This window comes from Bradyrhizobium sp. CCBAU 051011 (genome assembly GCF_009930815.1).
In the GTDB taxonomy this organism is placed as follows: domain Bacteria; phylum Pseudomonadota; class Alphaproteobacteria; order Rhizobiales; family Xanthobacteraceae; genus Bradyrhizobium.
In genome coordinates, this window is the sequence record NZ_CP022222.1 from 2,782,548 (window position 1) to 2,802,306 (window position 19,759).

Genomic DNA, 19,759 nt, shown 5'->3' on the forward strand with positions numbered 1-19,759 from the left:
TCACGGCCTCCAGTCGGCCTCGCAAGCCGCAAGAAAGAAATTGACCCGTTCGTGCAAGAACGTCGGCAGCTCTTTTCTGAGATCCTTCAGTTCCTCACCCATCAGCGATCTCATAAGCATCGGAAGCACAATGAGGTCCATGAACATCTGCGCGGTCGCAACGCTCCGCTTTGCGCTGAAAGGTCCTTTTGATGAGCGCACGATCTTTTGCGTTGCCTCGTTCAAGAGCTGCGAAACTGCCGCAGCCGCGCGGTCGCGCGCCGCGTCGTGAACATTACGGCTCAACTCGGGAAATCGCCGCGCCTCGGCGATCGTTGCGCGCGTGAGGTCCAACGTGTCCTCGACGAATCTCTCCACGATCTCGATGCCGAGATTGGCGAGCTTTTCCTGGATGGTGCGGCCTGCCGGCGTGAACCCGTCGAAATCTGTCAATCCGTTGATGGTCCGGGCCACCACAGCCACGAACAGCGCCTCCTTGCCGGGGAAATGGGCATAGATGGTCGGTTTGCTCGCAGGAGCCAACTCGGAGATGTCGTCGATGCTGGCACTCCGAAACCCTTTCTCGAGAAAGAGCTGCTGGGCTGCATCGAGAATCCGCGCCTGGACGTCGCCGGCAAGGTCCTTGGGCGGTCTGCCGCGTTTCGGGCTTTTGTGCTTCGCCATGAGGTCTCCCAATCACGAGTTTGTGCGCGCCTAGATCCCGCTTGACATGCCCTGAAAAAGAATGCAAGAAAAGAAAATATACGGTATAGTTTATTTCGGTTGGCGCAGACTGGGCTTTGGTGCCAGGCCTGCGACAGCTCATCCGGATGACCGGCCGGCCGCCACATGCGCGATCGGCGCCGATCATCCGGAGCAACCTGAGGAGATCGTCGTGAGTATGTTCAGCGCGGATTCGGCAATTGTGGAGCAGGGCATTCTGCTGCGCGAATTGAATCACCGGATCAATAGTGGGCTCGCCTCGGCGATCAACCTGGTCTCGGCCGCGGCCGTCCGAGTTGAGGGGCGTGAGGCCAAGCGCGCCTTGAGCGAGGTGGTCGAACTGTTGCATGGTCATGCCGATGTGCAGCAGGCACTCGCAGTGCCCAAGGGCAAGGCGCTGATCGACGCCGCGACATACATCCGCATGATGGGCTGCGCCATGCGCCGCGCCTGCCTGGACCGAATGAATATTCGGTTGGCAATCGCGACCCAATCTCTCCCGCTTCGGCCGGAGCGCTGCCGGCGGCTTGGACTGATTGTTCATGAGCTTGTCGCCAATGCTGCGAGGAATGCCTGCTTTGACGCACGAGACGGACAAATCAAGATCAAGCTAACGCGCACCGGCGCGCTGGTGAACTGTGTGGTCGCGGACAACGGTTCGCGGTCCGGACGAAGCGCCTCGGACCGCGGACTTCGAATCAGCAACGACCTTGCCAAGGATCTCAGCGGTCGGATCGAGCGCGGCTTCGGCACGGAGTCCACGTCTGTCATTTTGTCGTTCCCGCTAACGGAGCGTGAGCAACAGGCGAACTGGACGATGGCAACGCGCCAGATGAGACCGCCGCGCCCACCGAGAGCAATCGATTTTGATGCCTTGGGAACTGGTGCGGGAGCGGGCGTTTCAAATCAGAGCAGCCGCCCTGTTGCAACTCGATCGAATCCAGAACTGCCTCGCGAGCACCGCGGCGAGTTGGGGTCAGTCCGCCAAGCGCCCGATGCGTTGGGCGAATTGTTGTCACCCTGCCACCGCACGGACGCGTTATGAAACCCCACTCTTCGAACCACACCGTCACCAACGGCACGTTGAAGACTCTCGGCGGCCTGGCGGTCGCGCTTGTCGCAATCGCGCTGAGTGGCTGCAATGATCGCGCCGCTGCTCCGGGCGCGCGAGCCGCGATCGTGCGCACGGAGATCGTGCAGCCGCGCGACCGACAAGCGTCCGTCACCCTGACTGGCGAAATCCAGGCCCGTTTCCGCGCCGACCTCTCGTTCCGCGTCAGCGGACGTGTGCTCGCGCGCTATGTCGATGTCGGCGCTCACGTCGAGGCTGGCGAGGTCTTGGCTGTGCTCGATCCGGCCGAGCAGCAGGCCGACGTCGATGCCGCAACTGCGGCGGTGCTGGCCGGAGAATCTCAGCTACGCGTGGCCAGGGCGACCTTCGAACGGCAAAAGGCGCTGATCGCAAGCGGTTACACCACGCGGACGGTCTACGACCAGGCGCAGGAAGGATTGCGAACCGCAGAAGGTGCGCTTGAAGCAGCAAAAGCGGAGCTCGGAACGTCGAAAGACGCCCTTGGCTTTACCGCGCTGCGCGCCGAAGCGGCAGGCGTGGTCACCGCACGCAATTTGGAAGTCGGCCAGGTCGTACAGGCCGCGCAGCCCGTTTTTTCGCTGGCGCAGGACGGTGAACGGGATGCCGTCTTCGACGTCTACGAATCCCTCTTCTTTGGCGATCTCGACGACAGCCACGTATCGCTGGCGCTTGTCTCCGACGCAGGCGTGACGGCGAACGGGCATGTCAGGGAAGTCTCGCCGGCGATTGACGCGAGGAGCGCGACCATCCGCGTCAAGGTGGCGATCCAGGATCCACCGGCAGCGATGACGCTTGGAAGCGCCGTCGCAGGAACCGTCAAAGCGAAAGCCGAGCAGCAGATCGCATTGCCCTCAAGTGCATTGATGGCGGCGGGGTCGAAGCCCGCGGTCTGGACCGTCGATCCGGCGACCAAAACGGCTGCGCTCAAGCCGGTGACGATCGGCGGTTATGAAGCCCGCGAGGTGCTGATCAAGGCGGGCCTCAAACCGGGCGAGCGCGTCGTAATCGATGGCGGCAAGTTGCTGAGCGTTGGCCAGGCCGTGACATATGAGGGAGACCGGTCATGAAGAAACGCGCCATGATTGCAGCCGGCACGTTTGCGTCAGCACTCGCATTGGCTGGATGTCAGCAGGAGACGAAAGCGCCCGAGCCCGTGCGGCCCGTGCTCTCGATGGTCCTTGAGCCGAGCGGCTCGGACGGTACCGTCGCCGTGGGCGTTGTCGAGCCGCGGTACAAGACCAATCTTGCCTTCCGCGTGTTGGGACGTCTGACAGCACGTCCCGTATACGTTGGGGACCTCGTTAGAGAAGGGCAAACCGTCGGCACCATCGATGCGACGGCTCTTGAACTCGCCGTGCGCTTGGCGAAGGCTGAGCTTGCAAAAGCCGAGGCGCAGCTGGCGACCGCAAGGGCGACGGAGGAACGGCAGCGAACCCTCATCACAAGCGATGCGACAACAAAGCAGACGCTGGACAATGCGGAGCAAGCGCGCGCCGGTGCCGACGCGTCGGTGGCGCACGCACAGGCAAACCTGACCAAGGCCATTGAGCAACTTGGCTATGCGCGGCTTGGGGCTGATTTCGCTGGCGTCGTAACCGCGGTGGGGGCGGAGGTCGGACAGGTGGTCTCGCCGGGTCAAAGCGTCGTAACGGTCGCGAGGCCCGACATCAGGGAGGCGGTGGTCGATATCGGGGAGGATTTCCCGGTGCCGCTCGAAATTGACTTGCCATTCACAGTCGGCTTACAGCTGCTCCCTGCCGTTCAGGTCGAAGGCAAGGTTCGCGAGATCGCTCCGCAGGCAGACCCCGTGACGCGCCTTCGGCGAGTCCGCATCGCCCTGGACAATCCCCCTGAAAGCTTCCGCTTAGGCACGACCGTTACGGCGAAGCTCGGCAAAGCCCAAAGTCCGACATTGCGCGTCCCCGCCTCAGCGGTGCTCGCCAAGGACGGCGCGAATTTCGTCTGGGTCGTCGATCAGCCTGCGAGCACCGTGTCGCTGCACAAGGTCGATCTCGCCGGGGACCCCGCAGATGCCCGCGTCGCCGGTGGGCTTGCCCCCGGTGCGCGCGTCGTGACCGCCGGTATCCATAGCCTCAAGCCAGGACAGCACGTCCGCATCGAACAGGATCATAAGCCATGAAGTCGTTCAACCTTTCCGACTGGGCGCTCGCACATCGCTCGCTCGTCTGGTATTTCATGATCGCCTTCATGGCGGCAGGCCTCTTTGCGTACCTTCAGCTTGGCCGTCAGGAAGATCCCGACTTCACCATCAAGACCATGGTGATTCAGGCCCAGTGGCCGGGCGCATCGCCCGAAGAGATGACGCGCCAGGTCACCGACAGGATCGAGAAGAAGCTCGAGGAGCTGGAATCGCTCGACTACACCAAGAGCGTGACGGTTGCCGGCGAGACCACGGTATTCGTCTATCTGCGCGACACGACAAAGGCGGCTGACGTCAAGCCGACCTGGCTCCGGGTCCGCAACATGATCGCGGATATCAAAGGCAGCTTTCCGCAAGGGGTAATCGGGCCTGGCTTCAATGATCGCTTTGGCGATGTGTTCGGCAATATCTACGCCTTCACCAGCGACGGCCTGACCCAGCGTCAGCTGCGCGATCATGTCGAGGACATCCGCGCCAAGGCATTGACCGTACCGAATGTGGGTAAGGTCGACATTTTGGGCGCGCAGGACGAAGTGATCTATCTCGAATTCTCCACACGGAAGGTCGCAGCCCTTGGCCTTGATGTCCGCTCGATCATGGCTTCCCTGCAGGGACAAAACGCGGTCGCTCCGTCCGGGGTATTTCAGGAGGGTCCCGAGCGCATCAGCGTGCGCGTGAACGGCCAATTCACGTCGGAGGCAAGCCTGAAGGCGGTTAATCTTCGAATCAACGACCGCTTCTTTCCGTTGACTGATGTCGCGACCATCACGCGCGGCTATGTCGATCCGGCCAAGACCTTGTTCAGGTACAACGGCCAGCCCGCGATCGCGCTTGCCATCGGCATGAAGTCCGGCGCAAACCTGCTTCACTTCGGCGAGGCGCTGAAGGAGGAAATGTCAAAGGTCATCGCCGACCTGCCGGTCGGTGTCGGAGTGCATCTGGTCGCAGATCAGCCCGTCGTCGTCGAGCATGCCGTGTCGGGCTTCACCCATGCGCTGTTTGAGGCCGTGGTCATCGTTCTCGCCATCAGCTTTCTCAGCTTAGGCATGCGCGCCGGTCTTGTCGTCGCAATTGCGATCCCACTGGTTCTCGCCATTACCTTCGTGGTGATGGCCTATGCCGACATTTCATTGCAGAGAATTTCACTGGGTGCATTGATCATCGCGCTGGGCCTTCTGGTCGATGACGCAATGATTGCCGTCGAAATGATGGTAGCCAGGCTGGAGGCCGGCGATCCCCTGGAGAAGGCGGCGACCAACGTCTATACGTCGACCGCTTTTCCCATGCTGACGGGCACACTGGTCACCATCGCCGGCTTCATCCCGATCGGCCTCAACAGCAGCAATGCCGGCGAGTTCACCTATACCCTGTTCGTTGTGATTGCGGTGTCTTTGATCGTGTCGTGGATCGTCGCGGTCCTGTTCACGCCGCTGCTCGGCGTCACCATCCTGCCCGCCAAAATGAAAGGCCATCACGGGAAAAAGGGCCGGTTGGCGCAGATGTTCTTGAATCTGCTCCTCGTCTGCATGCATCACCGATGGATCACCATCTCGGTGACGGTTGCAGCCTTTCTCGTTGCCGTGTTCGGAATGCAGTTCGTGCAACAGCAGTTCTTCCCCTCGTCGGACCGCGATGAGCTGGTAATCGACTGGAATCTGCCACAGAACGCCTCGATTGCCGACACCAATGCGCAGATGGCGCGCTTCGAGCGCGAGCAACTGCAGGGCAATGATTCGGTCGAACATTGGTCGACTTATGTTGGCATCGGCGCACCACGTTTCGTGCTGTCATTCGACGTGCAGACTGCGAATACATGGTTCGGCCAGATGGTGGTCATGACCAAAGGCGGAATCAAGGCGCGCGACCGCGTCAAGGCACAGTTCGAGACCTATTTGAAGAACACGTTTCCCGGGACCGACACCTACGTCAAGTTACTCGAGGTCGGCCCGCCGGTGGGACGTCCCGTGCAATACCGCGTGAGCGGACCCGACATTGCGAAGGTGAGGGATCTCGCGCAGAAGCTCGCCGGCATCGTCCGGAGCAGCCCCGATCTCGGCAACGTCGTGTTCGACTGGATGGAGCCTGCGCGCGTCGTCAAGGTCGACGTTCTCCAGGACAAGGCGCGTCAGCTCGGCGTGACGTCGGAAGACATCTCGACGACCTTAAACTCCGTGCTTGAGGGCATGCCGATCACCCAGGTTCGCGACAGCATCTACCTCGTGAATGTCACGGGACGGGCTACCGCGTCGGAGCGCGCCTCGATCGATACGCTGCGGGACCTGCAATTGACCGGGCTCGGCGGTCAATCGGTGCCGCTCGGGGCCGTGGCCAATCTGCGCTACGAGATCGAGCAGCCGACAATCTGGCGGCGCGCGCGGATTCCCACGGTCACGCTGAGGGCGGGCATCGTCAGCGACGTTCAGCCGAAGACGATCGTGGACCAGCTCGCGCCGAAGCTGGCGGAGTTCGAGAAGGAGTTGCCGGCCGGATATTCCGTGGTGATCGGAGGCTCGGTGGAGGAGAGCGCCAAGAGCCAGGCGCCGATCCTGGCCGTCGTTCCGCTCATGCTCTTCGTCATGGCCACGATCCTGATGGTTCAGCTGCAGAGCTTCCATCGCTTGTTCCTGGTGTTCGCGGTCGCGCCGCTCGCCGTGATCGGTGTCGTCATGGCCATGCTGCCGAGCGGCGCACCTCTAGGCTTCGTTGCCATTCTTGGCGTGCTGGCGCTGATCGGCATCCTGGTCCGAAACTCGGTGATCCTGATTGTGCAGATTGAGGATCTGAGGAAGGAGGGGCGCCCGGCCTGGGAGGCCGTTGTGGAAGCGACCGAGCAACGCATGCGGCCGATCGTCCTGACCGCGGCTGCGGCAAGTCTCGCGCTGATCCCGATTGCCCGCGAGATCTTCTGGGGCCCGATGGCCTACGCGATGATGGGCGGCATCATCGTTGGCACGCTGCTGACGCTCTTGTTCATGCCGGCACTGTACGTAGCGTGGTTCCGGATCCACCCCGATCACGGCGAGGGCCGGCCAACGCCTGAGACCGTTGACCCGGTGCACGACACCCATTCGTCGAACTCGACTTTCGCGCAGAACGCGCCGGTGCCTGTCCTCGAGACGCAAATCTAGAACGAAGGAAACCATGATGACCTGGACGACAATCTTGAAGCTGTCCGTGACGCTCGCAACGATTTCGCTGGCGCCGACTGCGGTATTTGCGCAATTCCCTGGTCCTCCTCCGATGGGGCCCGGCGGTCCTCCGCCGATCGCCGCCGGCGGTCCTCCGACGTTCGGAGGTCATCCTCCCATGGGGCCAGGCGGTGCGCCCCGTGCCGGCTTCGGCGGTCCGGCTCCTCGCCTGGGCGCGGGCCCTGGTCCTCGCGGCGATGTCAGGGCGCTTGGCGGCGTCCGTGCCGGCGGTCGCGACGGACCGGCGGTTGCACGCTCGGTCCAGGCTCGTTCTGCTTCGGTCAGCTACAGCCGTTCCGGAAGCTATGGCGATGGCGGGCGGCGATACGGTTACGGTGCTGCCTATGCCGCTGGAGCCTATGCCGGCTATGGCTATGGCCGATCGAACTATGGGTATTCCGATAGCGACTGCTACTACGTCTACAAGCGGTACAGGCGCATTCTGGTCTGCAACTAGCCATCGCGAACTCGGGCCGAACGGACCTCATCCTGCGAACACTGCGATGGATATTGTAAGCGCCTTGGCTTCGCTGGTGCGCGTAACGGAGACCGGCTCATTCTCAGCCGCTGCCCGCGAGCGGAAGGCTGCGGTCGCACGCCAGATTTCCTTCCTCGAGCAGGACTTCGCGTGCGGCTTGTCGGACGACGTGCAACACGGGGATGTGAATCATTCTTCCTTGACCGACTCTGCTCGGTCGGAGTTATAGGTAAACTATACCGTATAGTGTATTAATGATGAGTCGCGGCAATTTCGAAGACGTTGCCGAATTCCGTAACCAGTAGAGAAACTGAATCATGAAACTCAATCTTCTGTCGGCTGCACTGATAACCGCAGCTGTACTAGCGACACCCGCTATGGCTTGGGACAGCCAAGTGACTTCACAGCGTCTCACGGCGAACGCTAACGCGCGTACCCCGATGGGCGCGCATAGTACGTACGGGAGCCTGCTGCCGTAATCGCGCTAGGGATCTGCCCAATCGTGCTGATCGCGATGGGTGGGGCCACTGGGGCGCCTATTACGGGCCCATGGTTCACGTTCCTTAGGCCGAAAAAGTCACCAGAAGCACGTGAGACAAGCGCGTTCGGATCCGGCGGGTTATGGCCGAGACTCAAAAGCACGGAGAGCAACATGAACAAGACTATCGCCTTAAGCACGATTGCCGCGGCGACACTGGCCGGCGCGACGCTCTTGAGCGCTGCAGAGCCGGTCGCCGCAAGAGAGTACGAATACTGCCGAGAAGACTATTCGTCAGGAATGCGACAGTGCGGCTTCGACACGGTGGAGCAGTGCGTCGCCACGATTTCCGGTCGCGGCGGCAGCTGCGTTCGAAATCCGCTGCTGTCCGAGGCGAGCGCCTCCTACGCTCACGCGCCGAAGCGCCGCGGCCATACGCGTCGTCAACGAGCGGATTAACCGCCAACGGACCGCGTCTGGTCTGTTTTTGCGCCAGAACTTTTGCGTGCGAACCGTCAATCGCCTTTCAACTGGCCATGGTCGCGGAGACTTGCGCCGGCGCCGACGACTTCATCGATATCAAGCTACTGCAACAAAGAATCGGCCGTGGTCATGTGCCTCGGGCGAACGGCAGACGCGCGAGGGATCCTCTTAACTGCTGCGTCCAGGCGGTGATTGGGCTCCGCATTTGGTTCCGAGTGCGTGGCTCGCCAAATCCAACGACGAATGTGGAAGCCTCAATCAGTTGCAGCACAAGCTTGTGAACGAACTCGCTTGACACAGAGATTAACAAACTATACGGTATAGTTTATTAAACAGGATCGTGAGCCTGCGACGTCCCGTTACCGGACAGAATGCGGGCTTGGGCAATCGGAAACCAAGAGCACAGAACCATGAACTTTCAGCCTCGACCACACCTCACGACCGTCGACCGGCGTCCGCCGTTCGATTGCATAGCGTTGCTCTTACAGGGCGGAGGCGCTCTGGGGGCTTACCAGGGAGGCGTCTACGAGGCCTTGGCCGAAGCAAACATCCATCCCGATTGGATTGCCGGCATTTCGATTGGAGCGATTAACGCTGCAATTATCGCGGGCAATCCCCCCAATTCCCGAGTTGACCGGCTTCGCGAGTTTTGGACGCAGGTGACGTTGGACGCGCCGTGGCACTGGTCAGGCGCGCCGTTCACCGATTTGATGAACAGCGACCACACCCGCAATTTTCTCAACCAGGTGAATGCGAGCTTTGCGACGGTGTTTGGCGCAAACGGATTTTTCTCCGCGCGGCCACTGGCGCCATGGCTACAAGCGGGTGGAACGCTTGCCGCCACGAGCATCTACGACACGAGCGCGTTAAAGACGACACTGGAGCGCCTCGTTGATTTCGATCGTATCAACGCCGGTATGACGCGGTTCAGCGCTGGTGCCGTCAATGTGAGGACCGGCAATCTGGTCTATTTCGACACTGCCACCCATACGATTCGGCCCGAGCACATCCTGGCCAGTGGGGCGCTGCCGCCGGGCTTTCCCGCGGTCGAAATCGACGGCGAACATTATTGGGATGGCGGCCTGGTATCCAACACACCGTTGCAATATGTGATCGAGTGTGGCGCCCGTCAGGACACGCTTGTCTTTCAGGTCGATCTCTGGAGCGCGCGCGGCCAGATTCCGCGCAATATCGCAGACGTCGTTACGCGTCAAAAGGAGATTCAATACTCGAGCCGCACGCGGGCGAGCACGGACCAGTTCAAGAGCCTGCACCGACTGCAGCGCGAGCTGGCGGCTCTCCTGAACAGGCTGCCTGAAAATCTGCGCGAGCACGAGGACGTCAGGCTGCTCAGGACGGCGGCCTCTCACAATGTGCACAACCTCGTCCATCTGATCTATCGCGCGCGGGACTACGAAGGCCACTCCAAGGACTACGAGTTTTCCCGCCTCTCGATGCAGGATCATTGGCGCGCCGGTTATCATGATGTGTTGCGCACCCTTCGTCATCCCGAGGTGCTGGCCCGCCCGACCACTGCGGACGGCGTCTCCACGTTCGATCTTGAGCAGGATGGTCGCGAGTAAGCCAGGCCGATCAGTCACAGGAGAATTGAAATGCACGAGAAGGAAGTCGTGAGGCGGGCGTTCGCGATGCCGCTCACCAATCCGTCCTATCCGCCGGGGCCGTATCGCTTCGTCAACCGCGAATACCTGATCATCACCTATCGCACCGATCCGGCGAAACTGCGATCGGTCGTTCCGGCTCCGCTCGAATTTGACGAACGCGAGGCGCTGGTCAAATACGAATTCATCCGCATGCCGGATTCCAGCGGTTTTGGTGACTACACCGAGAGTGGCCAAGTCATCCCGGTGTCGTTCCGCGGTCGCAGGGGCGGCTACACCCACTGCATGTTCCTGAACGATGAGGGCCCGATCGCTGGCGGCCGGGAGCTCTGGGGCTTTCCGAAAAAGTTCGGCCAGCCGACGTTGCAAACCGAGGTCGACACCCTCATCGGCACTCTGGATTACGGTCCGTTGCGGGTAGCAACCGGCACAATGGGATACAAGCATCGCGAAGCCGACCTGGCGCAAGTCAAGGCCGCTCTCGAGGAGCCGAACTTCCTTCTCAAGATCATTCCGCACGTCGACGGCAGTCCGCGGATCTGTGAGCTCGTCGAATATCGCCTTGAGCAAGTCGGCTTGAAGGGGGCGTGGACCGGACCCGCGGCTCTCTCGCTGACGCCTCACGCGCTGGCTCCCGTGGCCGATTTGCCGGTTCTCGAGATCGTATCCGCGATCCACATCCGCGCAGACCTTACCCTGGGGTTGGGCAAGGTCGTTCACGACTATCTGCAACAGCCGGTTCGACGCCCGGTCCGGAGCTACGAGAGAGCTCTGGTCACATGATGGACGACTGCGATCCGCTGCGCGCGTCCAGAAACACCTGCGGCGACGAGCCCAAAGGCCGTCACTCGTTTGGAGATCAACAAGGAAAAGTGAAATGGGTATTCTGAAAGATAAAGTCGCGGTCGTGACCGGCTCGACGAGCGGCATCGGTCTCGCGTATGCGCGTGCCTTCGCAGGCGCAGGTGCCAACATCGTGCTCAATGGAATGGGTGCGCCGGCCGATGTCGAGAAGGAGCGATCTGCCATCGAGAGCGATTTCGGGGTGAAGGCCGTCTATTCGCCCGCGGACATGGCCAAGCCGAGCGAAATCGCCGAGCTCATCACGCTCGGGGAGAAGACCTTCGGCAGCGTGGATGTCCTCGTGAACAATGCCGGCGTCCAGCACGTCGCCCCTATCGAGGAGTTTCCGGTCGACAAGTGGAATGCGATCATTGCGATCAACCTGTCCTCCGCCTTTCACGCGATCCGTGCAGCCGTGCCCGGGATGAAGCGGCGCGGCTGGGGCCGTATCATCACCACGGCCTCGGCGCATTCGCTGGTCGCATCCCCCTTCAAGTCGGCCTACGTCGCGGCCAAGCACGGCATAGTGGGACTCACCAAGACGGTGGCGCTGGAACTCGCCCGGTCGAAGATCACCTGCAACTGCATCAGCCCCGGCTACGTCTGGACGCCATTAGTGGAGAAGCAAATCCCGAATACGATGGAGGCGCGCAACATGAGGAGAGATCAGGTGATCAACGACGTCCTGCTCGCGGCCCAGCCGACGAAGGAATTCGTCACGGTCGAGCAGGTGGCGTCGCTGGCGCTGTTCCTGTGCAGCCAAGACGCCGCGCAGATCACCGGTGCCAACCTCTCGATCGACGGCGGCTGGACGGCCGCGTAGGGCCGCCGAAACGCACTGGCTCTTGAAATGCACGGTGAGAGAAGATGGTCGGCGAACAGCTACGATAGACCAAGACAACAATGCTCAACACCTACGACTGCTGCCTTCTGAACATCAACCAATTCCTCTGGAGAGAACATCATGAACAAGCGACTGATCGCGAATGTCATTGGCTGTGCCTGCCTTACCCTGGCGACGGCCGCCGAAGCCCGAACCTCTTACGACGGTCCCTGGGATCTCGTCTTCGTTACACAACGGGGAAGCTGCGATCCGACCTACAATTTCTCAGTGAACATAAACGACGGCGTTGTGACGCATCCCAATCTGGTGAAGTTCAAAGGGTATGTCGGAAGATCGGGCGCGGTTCGCGCGTCGGTGACCGTCCACAACAAATACGCGTCAGGTTCGGGAAGGCTGACGCAAGATTCAGGCCGCGGGAGCTGGAGCGGCCATGCAGGAGGCGGGCGCTGCTCGGGATATTGGACCGCGCAACGAAACAACTAGGACGCAATCACCGGGATTTGGCTGCTTGAAAACGCGGCGATTCTACTGCTGCTCGCTACGAGCGTCTCAGCAAGCCTGAGCATTCCATGTGACGCGGGCCGAATGGTTCATCGGCGACATGGTCCTGTTCCTTGTGCCCGCGGTCCTTGCCGTGCTGGACCACCGCGAGCTCCTCAGCCTAGTCGGCTTGATAATCTTTCGCGTCGTTCTCTGCAGTACGCGCGCGGTGATGGGCGTGATCGGGCAGACTAGCCCGCGTTTATCGAAGCCCGTTGTGTTTGGCGAATTGATCGTACGGTTAGAGTATCCAGAAACTTCGGGAAGGCTGCAAGATGCTGATGAATGCGACAGGTGCCACCCTGGTGTGTCTCGGACCGAGTAGTGGCTTCGAGGTCCGACCGATTCTCCGGCGCAAGCCGGCGCCCGGCGAGATCGAAGTCGCCGTCGCTGCGGCATCGGTCAATCCCATCGATGTGCGGCGCGCGCAAGGCTATGGCCGGCGATTGCTGTCGCTTGTCGGGGCAGGCCGTTTTCCGATGGTGCTCGGCAATGATTTTGCCGGCACGGTGACGGCGCTCGGCGACAATGTCGACGCGTTCAAGATCGGCGACCCAGTTTACGGCGCGAAGCCACCATCGGCCGAGGGAACCCACGCGAGCTACGTGCTGGTCAAGGCCGCGCATGCACTGCCGGCTCGCGCGGGACAGGACCTTCAGGCGCTCGCGGCACTTCCGTACAGCTTCGTAACCATGTGGCTTGCGGTGCGGGGCGCTGGGCTGACTCGGCAGAATGCCGCCGAAAAACGAGTTCTCGTCCATGGCGCCGCCGGTAGCCTCGGGACCTTGGCCCTCCAGATGTTGTCCGCATGGGGGGCCAGCGTGACGGCGATCGCGCGGCCGTCCGACTTCGTCGCCTGCCGGGAGGCTGGCGCGCTGGAAGTGGTGGACAGCAGCAGCAAGCCGTTCGCGATGCTGTCAAGGATGTTCGACGCCACGCTCAACTTCGCAACCTGGGACGATGATCTGGCGCTTATCGATGCTCTGCGCGACGGCGCGCTCGGCCATGCCACCTCTGTGCATCCGCTTCTCGCAAATTTCGACGAGCTCGGCTGGGTGCGCGGTGTTCTCAAGACGCTCTCGGACAAGCGCCGCCATCGCGCCGCCCTGCCGAAGAATGGACGCTATGTATGGACTGTCTTCAAGCCCGAGACACCCGCCCTGCAAGAGTTGCGCGAACTCGTCGAGCAGCGGCGCGTTGGACTGCCCATCGCCGTGCGGGAACCTCTGGTCGGAGCAGCTCAAGCCTTAGAGCACGTGAAGAAGGGGCGGCGGGGACGCGCACTGATCCTGCCGAGCTGACTCAGGGGCGAGGGCCTTCACCTGGAATCGATCCACATCCCAAACTCATAAAGACAGCAGGACGTGTCGCAGCGACGCCGGCAAGCATAGCAGCTCGCGGCCTATAGATCGTGCCCAAGTCTCACCGCATGGCACCGGTAACAGTTGCGACAGGGCCGCGCGGTTCCTCGCGAGGTGCGGTCTCATGATCATGATGCGAGACGATCAGCCCAACCCAGATTTGCTTGTGCAGCTTCTGCGGCAGGACGCAATGCAGGAGCGGTGGCATTCTGAACGCAGGAACTTCCTCAGCGTGGTCAATGGGTGAACGGACGAGGAAAATTCAAAAGGCGCCGTTGATTTTATTAGCGATTTCACCGGACCATTCGGAGGTTCGATCCCTCCCGCCTCAGCCAATTGATATTGCTCGTCTAGTCGCCTTTTTGGTTGCTTCATCCTGAATGGCGCGAGTCGTCCGCTGCCCGCTGACGCTGCAAGTGACGCAGTCATCGGTGTATCGATGGGAGACGCCGGTCTCCAGTCTCAGGCGCTCATAAACTACCTCATGCGAAAGACTGGTTGAGACACCGTAGGTTCGGTTGGTGTGGGGGCCAGGACATCCCCGCGTGACGGTCACGCGAGGCTCGGACTGAGCGCGCGATAACGGATGTTGTCGACCGGAGACGGTTTACACCATCCTCGCCGACGATATCGTGAGCTAAGCTGCTGTCGGCCGGTGCACCACAATTCGTGGCGCCGGCAGGCAAACGATTTCGCGTTCCGATCTTCGCCTGGGGGCACTGCGCATCGCGGCGTACCACACCGATGTGCGCGATTGGCCTACGAACAAAAGGCGGGCGCTCTGTGTTTTTTATCGAGGTGGTGGTGTCTGCGAGCGTCAGGCTCGTCGTTGCTCAAACAGCCGAGGCAATCTCCGCCCAGAGCTCAATTCGCGTAATGAGCTGTTATGGAAGCTCTCCTTGGCAATAACGGACACCCATTGGCGCCACCGATTGATTGGCTGCTCGCTACGAGACGGGGCTCGGCAAATTACACAAATGGAGTCAGTCCGCGAACTGATAAGCAAAAAGGCGAAACCTTATCAATCGTGAGGTTGAAGCCCGTTAACCGACATGGAGGCAGGCACTGCCGGGGCGATGTCGAGAGCTACTCCTTACTCTTCGCGCAGGCGGGTTTCATCGCTCGCCGGTCCGTCCGTACTTTCGGTCGTCTTCGTCAATTTCGCCGGCTCTGGATCTGTCTTGATCTCAACCGCACTGCTTGTGAACGGGTTACCGGGCTGAGCAACGAGGTCGGTGGTAACGAGATTGGTCAGTCGCAATTCTGTCCAGCATAGCCAGCAGGCCGAGCAATGCGACGCAAAGGGCGGCGGGTCTGAGCACCCTCCAACCTCGGATTGCCGCGCGACGGCCGCCGTGCTCACTGAACTCTTGTGAGATCCGCTACGCTCTTTTCGATCTTCTTGGCCAGATCCAAAAGCGGAGGGACGTAAGATGCTATGGCCTTCGTCTTCGGCATTGCCGAAATGAAGTAACTCACTCCGAGGGTGGCAAGAACCTTGCGCCCGTGGCGTATGGGAACACTGAAGGTGTTCGCTGACTTCGGCTGGACATCAGGCGATCGTTCCGCGAAGCCGTTGCGCCGCACGCGCGCAATGATTTCGCGAACCTCCTCCGGGTCGCGTGCGGCCCGATCCTCGGGATGAGCCGAGCGAGCGAGGACACCAAGAATGTAATTGCGCTCGGCTGCGGGACAGAACGCGATATAGGAGCGGCCCATCGCACGCGTCAGAAGCGGCAGCCTCATGTTAACGGTCGCGTGAAATGGTGACATCGGACTTTCCCGCGTTGTCGAGAATCGCACAACCATGGCGTCCCGATCGAACACGGCAATGCCAATCGGAAGCTTGTGCCGGCGGGTGAATTCGATGGCCCAAGAACGGGCCGCCTCAACCACAAGCGGATCACCATGGAAGCCTGAGCTTAGCCCGCGAACCCCTGAGGTCACCTGGTATCCGCCCTGCCGTGGATCGTTCGCCACGTAGCCGAGGAGCCGAAGAGTCTCCAGCAGGCGCACTATAGTCGACTTCGGAAGCGCGGTTGCCTTGTGCAGATGTTGAACACTGTTGATGCGCTGGCGGTTCAACTCTTCCAAAAGCGCGAAGGCGCGTCGAACCGCCTCGACGGGGGATCCGGAAGTCATGAGGTCCTCCTCAATCATGCTGTTTGGCCCTTAAGCCGCGCGTCTCCCTCGTTCCATACAGCGGAACGATGCGTCAAGCCACTGGCTGCCGGTCTGCTTTTGGGGATCAATGGCCGCAGATCACCTCGGCACGTCGCTTTCCAGGCTGGACCGGTTCACCAACAGGGCAAGTCGCGCCGACGATCCAACCAGAACTTACTGTTGTCGCTTCCGGCCGCTGGCTCTGGCCGGGGTGGCATCAGTCCAAAGCCACATCAAACAATATGGTCAGGAGGAGTTGCAGTGACGATTTCAGCGATCCATCGAGTGTCCCTTGCAACCCACGATCTGGCGGAGGCACAGAAATTTTTTGAATCCCATATCGGGCTAGGCCGACCCGTTAAGGTCGCCGATCAGACGATCGCTTTCGGCAGCGGCAGTCGGGGCCTGCGAATCAGAAAGCCGCCGAGGCTGCTCAATCGAACTGCGTCGGAATTGCACGGATCGGCAGGCACTCGCCATGTCGCTTTCGACACCGACGACTTGAATGGAATCGCGAGCCGACTGGACAGGGCGGCGATACCTTACGTGCATGCCCTGCCTGGCGACTTTGACGCATCCGCCATTTACACGATCGATCCGGCGATGAATGTCGTGGCCTTCTGTCAGAGATCGACGGGTGGGCCGACAGACCAAGCCATTCAGTCTTTGGTGCACGACTGGGGCTGGGGGATCCATCATGTCAATCTAGAGGCCTGCGACGTGCGAGAAGCCGCCGCATTCTATGTCGAAATCGCCGGTATGACCGAAGGCCGCTGGCAAGCTCCGGCCGCTGCTGGTGACGTCGTCGTCGATCCGTCGATGGTTTCACTTTTGTCCCTTGGCGACTTCAACCGCGGCATACACATCGTTCGCGCCGACCCACACTTCCCCACTCGGTACAGCCTTGAGCACAACCCGACAGTCGGCGGACACCCGGCATTCTCGGTGCGCGATGTGCATGCCGTAAAGGCCCGCCTGGAACGGGACGGCGTGCTCATATCTGACGCCAAAGTGTATGCGATGGACAGGATGTATCAGATCTATCTCCAGGATCCCTCTGCGAACATGCTCGAGGTGAACCAGTTCATCTGAAGCAGGCAGTCATAACAACGCATTGGGAGGAAAGAAATGAAAAGCCAGTCATTCAGATTCAGTTTGTGCACCGCGTCAGCCATCGCAATTGCCGCTATCTCAGGCCAGGCTGCGGCACAAACGCCGCGCGCCAACGGCGAAACGGTCGGCATCCAGAACTACGCCAGCACGACCGGCAACATGCATGCGATCATAGCCAAGGAAAAAGGCTTCTGCGAGAAGTACAATTTCAAGTGCGAGATCAAGATCCTCAATTCGACTTCGCTCGGCCTGCAGGCGCTGGTCGGCAAGACCATCGACTTCACGCACGGCGCTGCGGATCTCGTCGGCGCGGCGGTGACCGCGGGCGCTGAGGTTGTCATTGTCGGCACCGTCCTGCCGGCGAACGTGCTGTCGATCAGCGTCCGCAATGACGTGCCGATGCCCAGCCGCGACAAGGGCTATCCGGCGATCATGAACGACTTCAAGGGCAAGCGAATCGGTGTCGCCGCGCGCGGAAGCTCGAACGAGAAGTATTTCAACGCCATGCTCAAGGAGGCCGGCTTGAAGCCGGACGACGTGACATATGTTGCGGTGGGCGCACCGAACACGGCCTACACCGCGCTTGCGATAGGCAAGCAGATCGATGCGACGATCATGTACCAGCCGCTGACTCAGATCTGTCAATTCACTAAGACCTGCGAGACAGTGATCGACATGACAATCGGCGAAGGTCCGAAGTCGCTGGAAGCAACGATCGGCGCCAACATCATCGTCGCTGCGCGCAAGGAGATGGTGGAGAGCAACCCGAAGCTGATGGAAGCGTTCTACGCGGCGATGACGGACGCAGCCGCCTGGTTCAACGATCCAAAGAATTTCGACGAGCTCGTCAAGATCTACACGCCGATCATCTCCTTCGGCGACATGGCGGGTGCCGAAGAAATTCGAAGGAACTGGATAAAGAGCGTGATCCCCGCCTACAGCAAGGACCTGAAAGTCAAGGTCTCGGCGCTGCAGGAGATCATGGACTTCAGCCTCGAGAACAAGATCATCGACGTGAAGGTCGAGGCCAAGCGGGTGCTCTGGGACAAGGCGCCACAGACGCCTTGAAGCAAGGTCAAACCATGAATATGGCCATGAACACAACGCAGATAAAAACAAGCGCCGGTGCCGCAGCAAAGCCAGCGCCGGGCTCGATCATCTTCGACAAGGTGTCGGTGGCGTTCGAAGCCGCCAAGCTGACGGCGGTGTCGGAATTCTCGCTGAACATCGCTCCCGGCGAATTCGTCTCGATCGTCGGCCCCTCGGGCTGCGGCAAGACCACGCTGTTAAACTTCGCCGCCGGCCTTTTGCCGTCGGGCGCGGGGCGCGGCACGCTGCGCGTGAACGGCAAGCCGCCGGTCAGGGGCAGTCACGATGTCGCCTACATGTTGGCGCGCGACGCGCTGGCGCCATGGCGCACGGCGCTCGGCAACGCCGAACTCGGCACCGAGGTGCGCGGCGTGCCGGCCGAGAAGCGTCGCGCCCGAGCGCTCGACCTGCTGAAAAAGGTCGGCCTGAAAGGTTTCGAGAACGCCTATCCGAAGGCGCTGTCGCAGGGCATGCGTCAGCGCGTGGCGCTCGCGCGCACCTTCTCGCTGGACTCGCCGATCCTGTTGATGGACGAGCCGTTCGGCGCGCTCGATGCGCAGACGAAACTTCAGCTGGAAGACGTGCTGCTGTCGCTATGGCAGCGCGAGCGGCGAACCGTGCTGTTCATCACCCACGACCTGTCAGAAGCCGTGTCGATGTCGGACCGCGTCATCGTCATGAGCTCGCGGCCGGGGCGCATCATTGCCGACGTTCCGATCACGCTCGGCCGGCCGCGCTCGGTGCGCGCGCTGCAGAAGGAGGCACACTATCACGAGCTTTACGCCCAGGTGTGGAGCAAACTCGAAGAGGGATTGAGCCAATGACCGACGAACGCGTGTGGGGATCTGGAAAGATCTGGGCGGCACGGCTGGTTTTTCTTGCTGTGTTCTTCGTCTTCTGGGAGTGGGCGGCCACCTCAAAACTGATCGACCCGATCCTGATCGGCAAGCCGACCGGCATCGTGCAGTATCTTTGGCATGGGGTGTTCGTCACCCAGAGTCTGTTGAACGACTTCTACTGGTCGATGGGCGGCACCATGATCGCCTTCGTGCTCGGCAGTGTCGCAGGCGTGCTGGTCGGCATGCTGTTCGTCACCAGCCCAACGACAGAAGCGGTGTTCAACCCGATCTTCACGGCGCTGAACGCGATGCCGCGCATCGCGCTGGCCCCGCTGTTCATCATCTGGTTCGGTCTGGGCCTCGGCTCGAAGGTCGCTGTCGGTTTCAGCCTCACCTTCTTCATCGTGCTGAGCAGTACCGTGGCCGGCGGGCGCGGCGTCAATCCCGATCACATCACGCTCGCCCGCACGCTCGGCGCCAGCGAAAGCCAAATTTTCCGCAAGTTCGTGCTGCCGAGCGCCGTGCCGGTGATCTTCAACGGCCTACGGCTTGGCCTCGTCTTCGCCCTGCTCGGCGTGATCGGCGCGGAGATCTTCGCCTCCGAACACGGCCTCGGCCAGACGTTGTCGGTGCTCGCCGCAAGCTTCAAGACCAATGGGGTGTTCGGCATCATCTTCCTTTTGTCGATGATCGGCGTCGGCATCAGCTCGGGGATGAGCTCGCTAGAGAACCGCCTGCTCAGGTGGCGATAAGAAGATGATG

The 19,759-nt window shown here is 61.1% G+C and carries 18 protein-coding genes and 1 pseudogene; 17 read left to right on the top strand and 2 right to left on the bottom strand.

Features of this window, described 5'->3' with window-relative positions:
* A complete protein-coding gene (locus tag ACH79_RS13210; protein ID WP_161851415.1) occupies positions 1 to 663 on the bottom strand; it encodes a TetR/AcrR family transcriptional regulator in 663 nt (220 codons plus the stop codon).
* A 61-nt stretch (positions 664 to 724) separates the two neighbouring features.
* Here ACH79_RS13210 and ACH79_RS13215 point away from each other — a divergent pair, with 61 nt between their 5' ends.
* The 13 genes and pseudogenes from ACH79_RS13215 (at position 725) to ACH79_RS13270 (ending at position 13,733) form a co-directional block, all read left to right on the top strand.
* Complete coding sequence (locus tag ACH79_RS13215) at positions 725 to 1,747, top strand: sensor histidine kinase (protein WP_246738517.1); 1,023 nt, start codon at positions 725 to 727, stop codon at positions 1,745 to 1,747.
* The gene (locus tag ACH79_RS13220; protein ID WP_161851416.1) at positions 1,744 to 2,862 is read left to right on the top strand and encodes an efflux RND transporter periplasmic adaptor subunit; all 1,119 of its coding nucleotides are present in this window, start codon (positions 1,744 to 1,746) and stop codon (positions 2,860 to 2,862) included. The genes ACH79_RS13215 and ACH79_RS13220 overlap by 4 nt, the downstream gene beginning before the upstream one ends.
* Positions 2,859 to 3,935 (top strand): efflux RND transporter periplasmic adaptor subunit, encoded by a 1,077-nt coding sequence (locus tag ACH79_RS13225; RefSeq protein WP_161851417.1) that lies wholly within the window; start codon positions 2,859 to 2,861, stop codon positions 3,933 to 3,935. The genes ACH79_RS13220 and ACH79_RS13225 overlap by 4 nt, the downstream gene beginning before the upstream one ends.
* Positions 3,932 to 7,084, top strand: a complete 3,153-nt coding sequence (locus tag ACH79_RS13230; RefSeq protein ID WP_161851418.1) for an efflux RND transporter permease subunit — start codon at positions 3,932 to 3,934, stop codon at positions 7,082 to 7,084. The genes ACH79_RS13225 and ACH79_RS13230 overlap by 4 nt, the downstream gene beginning before the upstream one ends.
* Positions 7,085 to 7,100: 16 nt before the next feature.
* Positions 7,101 to 7,601: a hypothetical protein gene (locus ACH79_RS13235; protein ID WP_161851419.1), complete on the top strand. Its 501-nt coding sequence runs from the start codon at positions 7,101 to 7,103 to the stop codon at positions 7,599 to 7,601.
* A gap of 46 nt (positions 7,602 to 7,647) precedes the next feature.
* Positions 7,648 to 7,770 (top strand): annotated as a pseudogene (locus tag ACH79_RS43855) (LysR family transcriptional regulator); the annotation flags it as partial.
* Between the two features lie 504 nt (positions 7,771 to 8,274).
* Complete coding sequence (locus ACH79_RS13240; RefSeq protein ID WP_161851420.1) at positions 8,275 to 8,559, top strand: DUF3551 domain-containing protein; 285 nt, start codon at positions 8,275 to 8,277, stop codon at positions 8,557 to 8,559.
* Positions 8,560 to 8,993: 434 nt separating this feature from the next.
* The gene (locus ACH79_RS13245) at positions 8,994 to 10,166 is read left to right on the top strand and encodes a DUF3734 domain-containing protein (RefSeq protein WP_161851421.1); all 1,173 of its coding nucleotides are present in this window, start codon (positions 8,994 to 8,996) and stop codon (positions 10,164 to 10,166) included.
* Between the two features lie 30 nt (positions 10,167 to 10,196).
* On the top strand, positions 10,197 to 10,988 hold the full coding sequence (locus tag ACH79_RS13250) for an acetoacetate decarboxylase (protein ID WP_161851422.1): 792 nt from the start codon (positions 10,197 to 10,199) through the stop codon (positions 10,986 to 10,988).
* Between the two features lie 94 nt (positions 10,989 to 11,082).
* Positions 11,083 to 11,871: a 3-hydroxybutyrate dehydrogenase gene (locus ACH79_RS13255; protein ID WP_161851423.1), complete on the top strand. Its 789-nt coding sequence runs from the start codon at positions 11,083 to 11,085 to the stop codon at positions 11,869 to 11,871.
* A 141-nt stretch (positions 11,872 to 12,012) separates the two neighbouring features.
* The gene (locus ACH79_RS13260) at positions 12,013 to 12,375 is read left to right on the top strand and encodes a hypothetical protein (protein ID WP_202639233.1); all 363 of its coding nucleotides are present in this window, start codon (positions 12,013 to 12,015) and stop codon (positions 12,373 to 12,375) included.
* Between the two features lie 118 nt (positions 12,376 to 12,493).
* Positions 12,494 to 12,757 (top strand): hypothetical protein, encoded by a 264-nt coding sequence (locus ACH79_RS13265; protein ID WP_161856346.1) that lies wholly within the window; start codon positions 12,494 to 12,496, stop codon positions 12,755 to 12,757.
* On the top strand, positions 12,708 to 13,733 hold the full coding sequence (locus ACH79_RS13270) for an alcohol dehydrogenase catalytic domain-containing protein (RefSeq protein ID WP_161851424.1): 1,026 nt from the start codon (positions 12,708 to 12,710) through the stop codon (positions 13,731 to 13,733). The genes ACH79_RS13265 and ACH79_RS13270 overlap by 50 nt, the downstream gene beginning before the upstream one ends.
* A 1,419-nt stretch (positions 13,734 to 15,152) precedes the next feature.
* Here the strand turns inward: ACH79_RS13270 and ACH79_RS13275 are convergent.
* Positions 15,153 to 15,935, bottom strand: a complete 783-nt coding sequence (locus ACH79_RS13275; protein ID WP_161851425.1) for a DNA-binding transcriptional regulator — start codon at positions 15,933 to 15,935, stop codon at positions 15,153 to 15,155.
* A gap of 282 nt (positions 15,936 to 16,217) precedes the next feature.
* Here ACH79_RS13275 and ACH79_RS13280 point away from each other — a divergent pair, with 282 nt between their 5' ends.
* Genes ACH79_RS13280 through ACH79_RS13295 form a run of 4 tightly spaced genes read left to right on the top strand, consistent with a single transcriptional unit; the run spans position 16,218 to position 19,749 of the window.
* A complete protein-coding gene (locus tag ACH79_RS13280) occupies positions 16,218 to 17,048 on the top strand; it encodes a VOC family protein (protein WP_161851426.1) in 831 nt (276 codons plus the stop codon).
* Between the two features lie 36 nt (positions 17,049 to 17,084).
* On the top strand, positions 17,085 to 18,137 hold the full coding sequence (locus ACH79_RS13285; RefSeq protein WP_161851427.1) for an ABC transporter substrate-binding protein: 1,053 nt from the start codon (positions 17,085 to 17,087) through the stop codon (positions 18,135 to 18,137).
* A 26-nt stretch (positions 18,138 to 18,163) separates the two neighbouring features.
* On the top strand, positions 18,164 to 18,982 hold the full coding sequence (locus ACH79_RS13290) for an ABC transporter ATP-binding protein (RefSeq protein WP_246738518.1): 819 nt from the start codon (positions 18,164 to 18,166) through the stop codon (positions 18,980 to 18,982).
* Positions 18,979 to 19,749, top strand: coding sequence for an ABC transporter permease (locus tag ACH79_RS13295; protein WP_202639234.1), 771 nt, complete (start codon positions 18,979 to 18,981; stop codon positions 19,747 to 19,749). Before ACH79_RS13290 ends, ACH79_RS13295 begins: the two co-directional genes overlap by 4 nt.
* Positions 19,750 to 19,759: the final 10 nt, after the last annotated feature.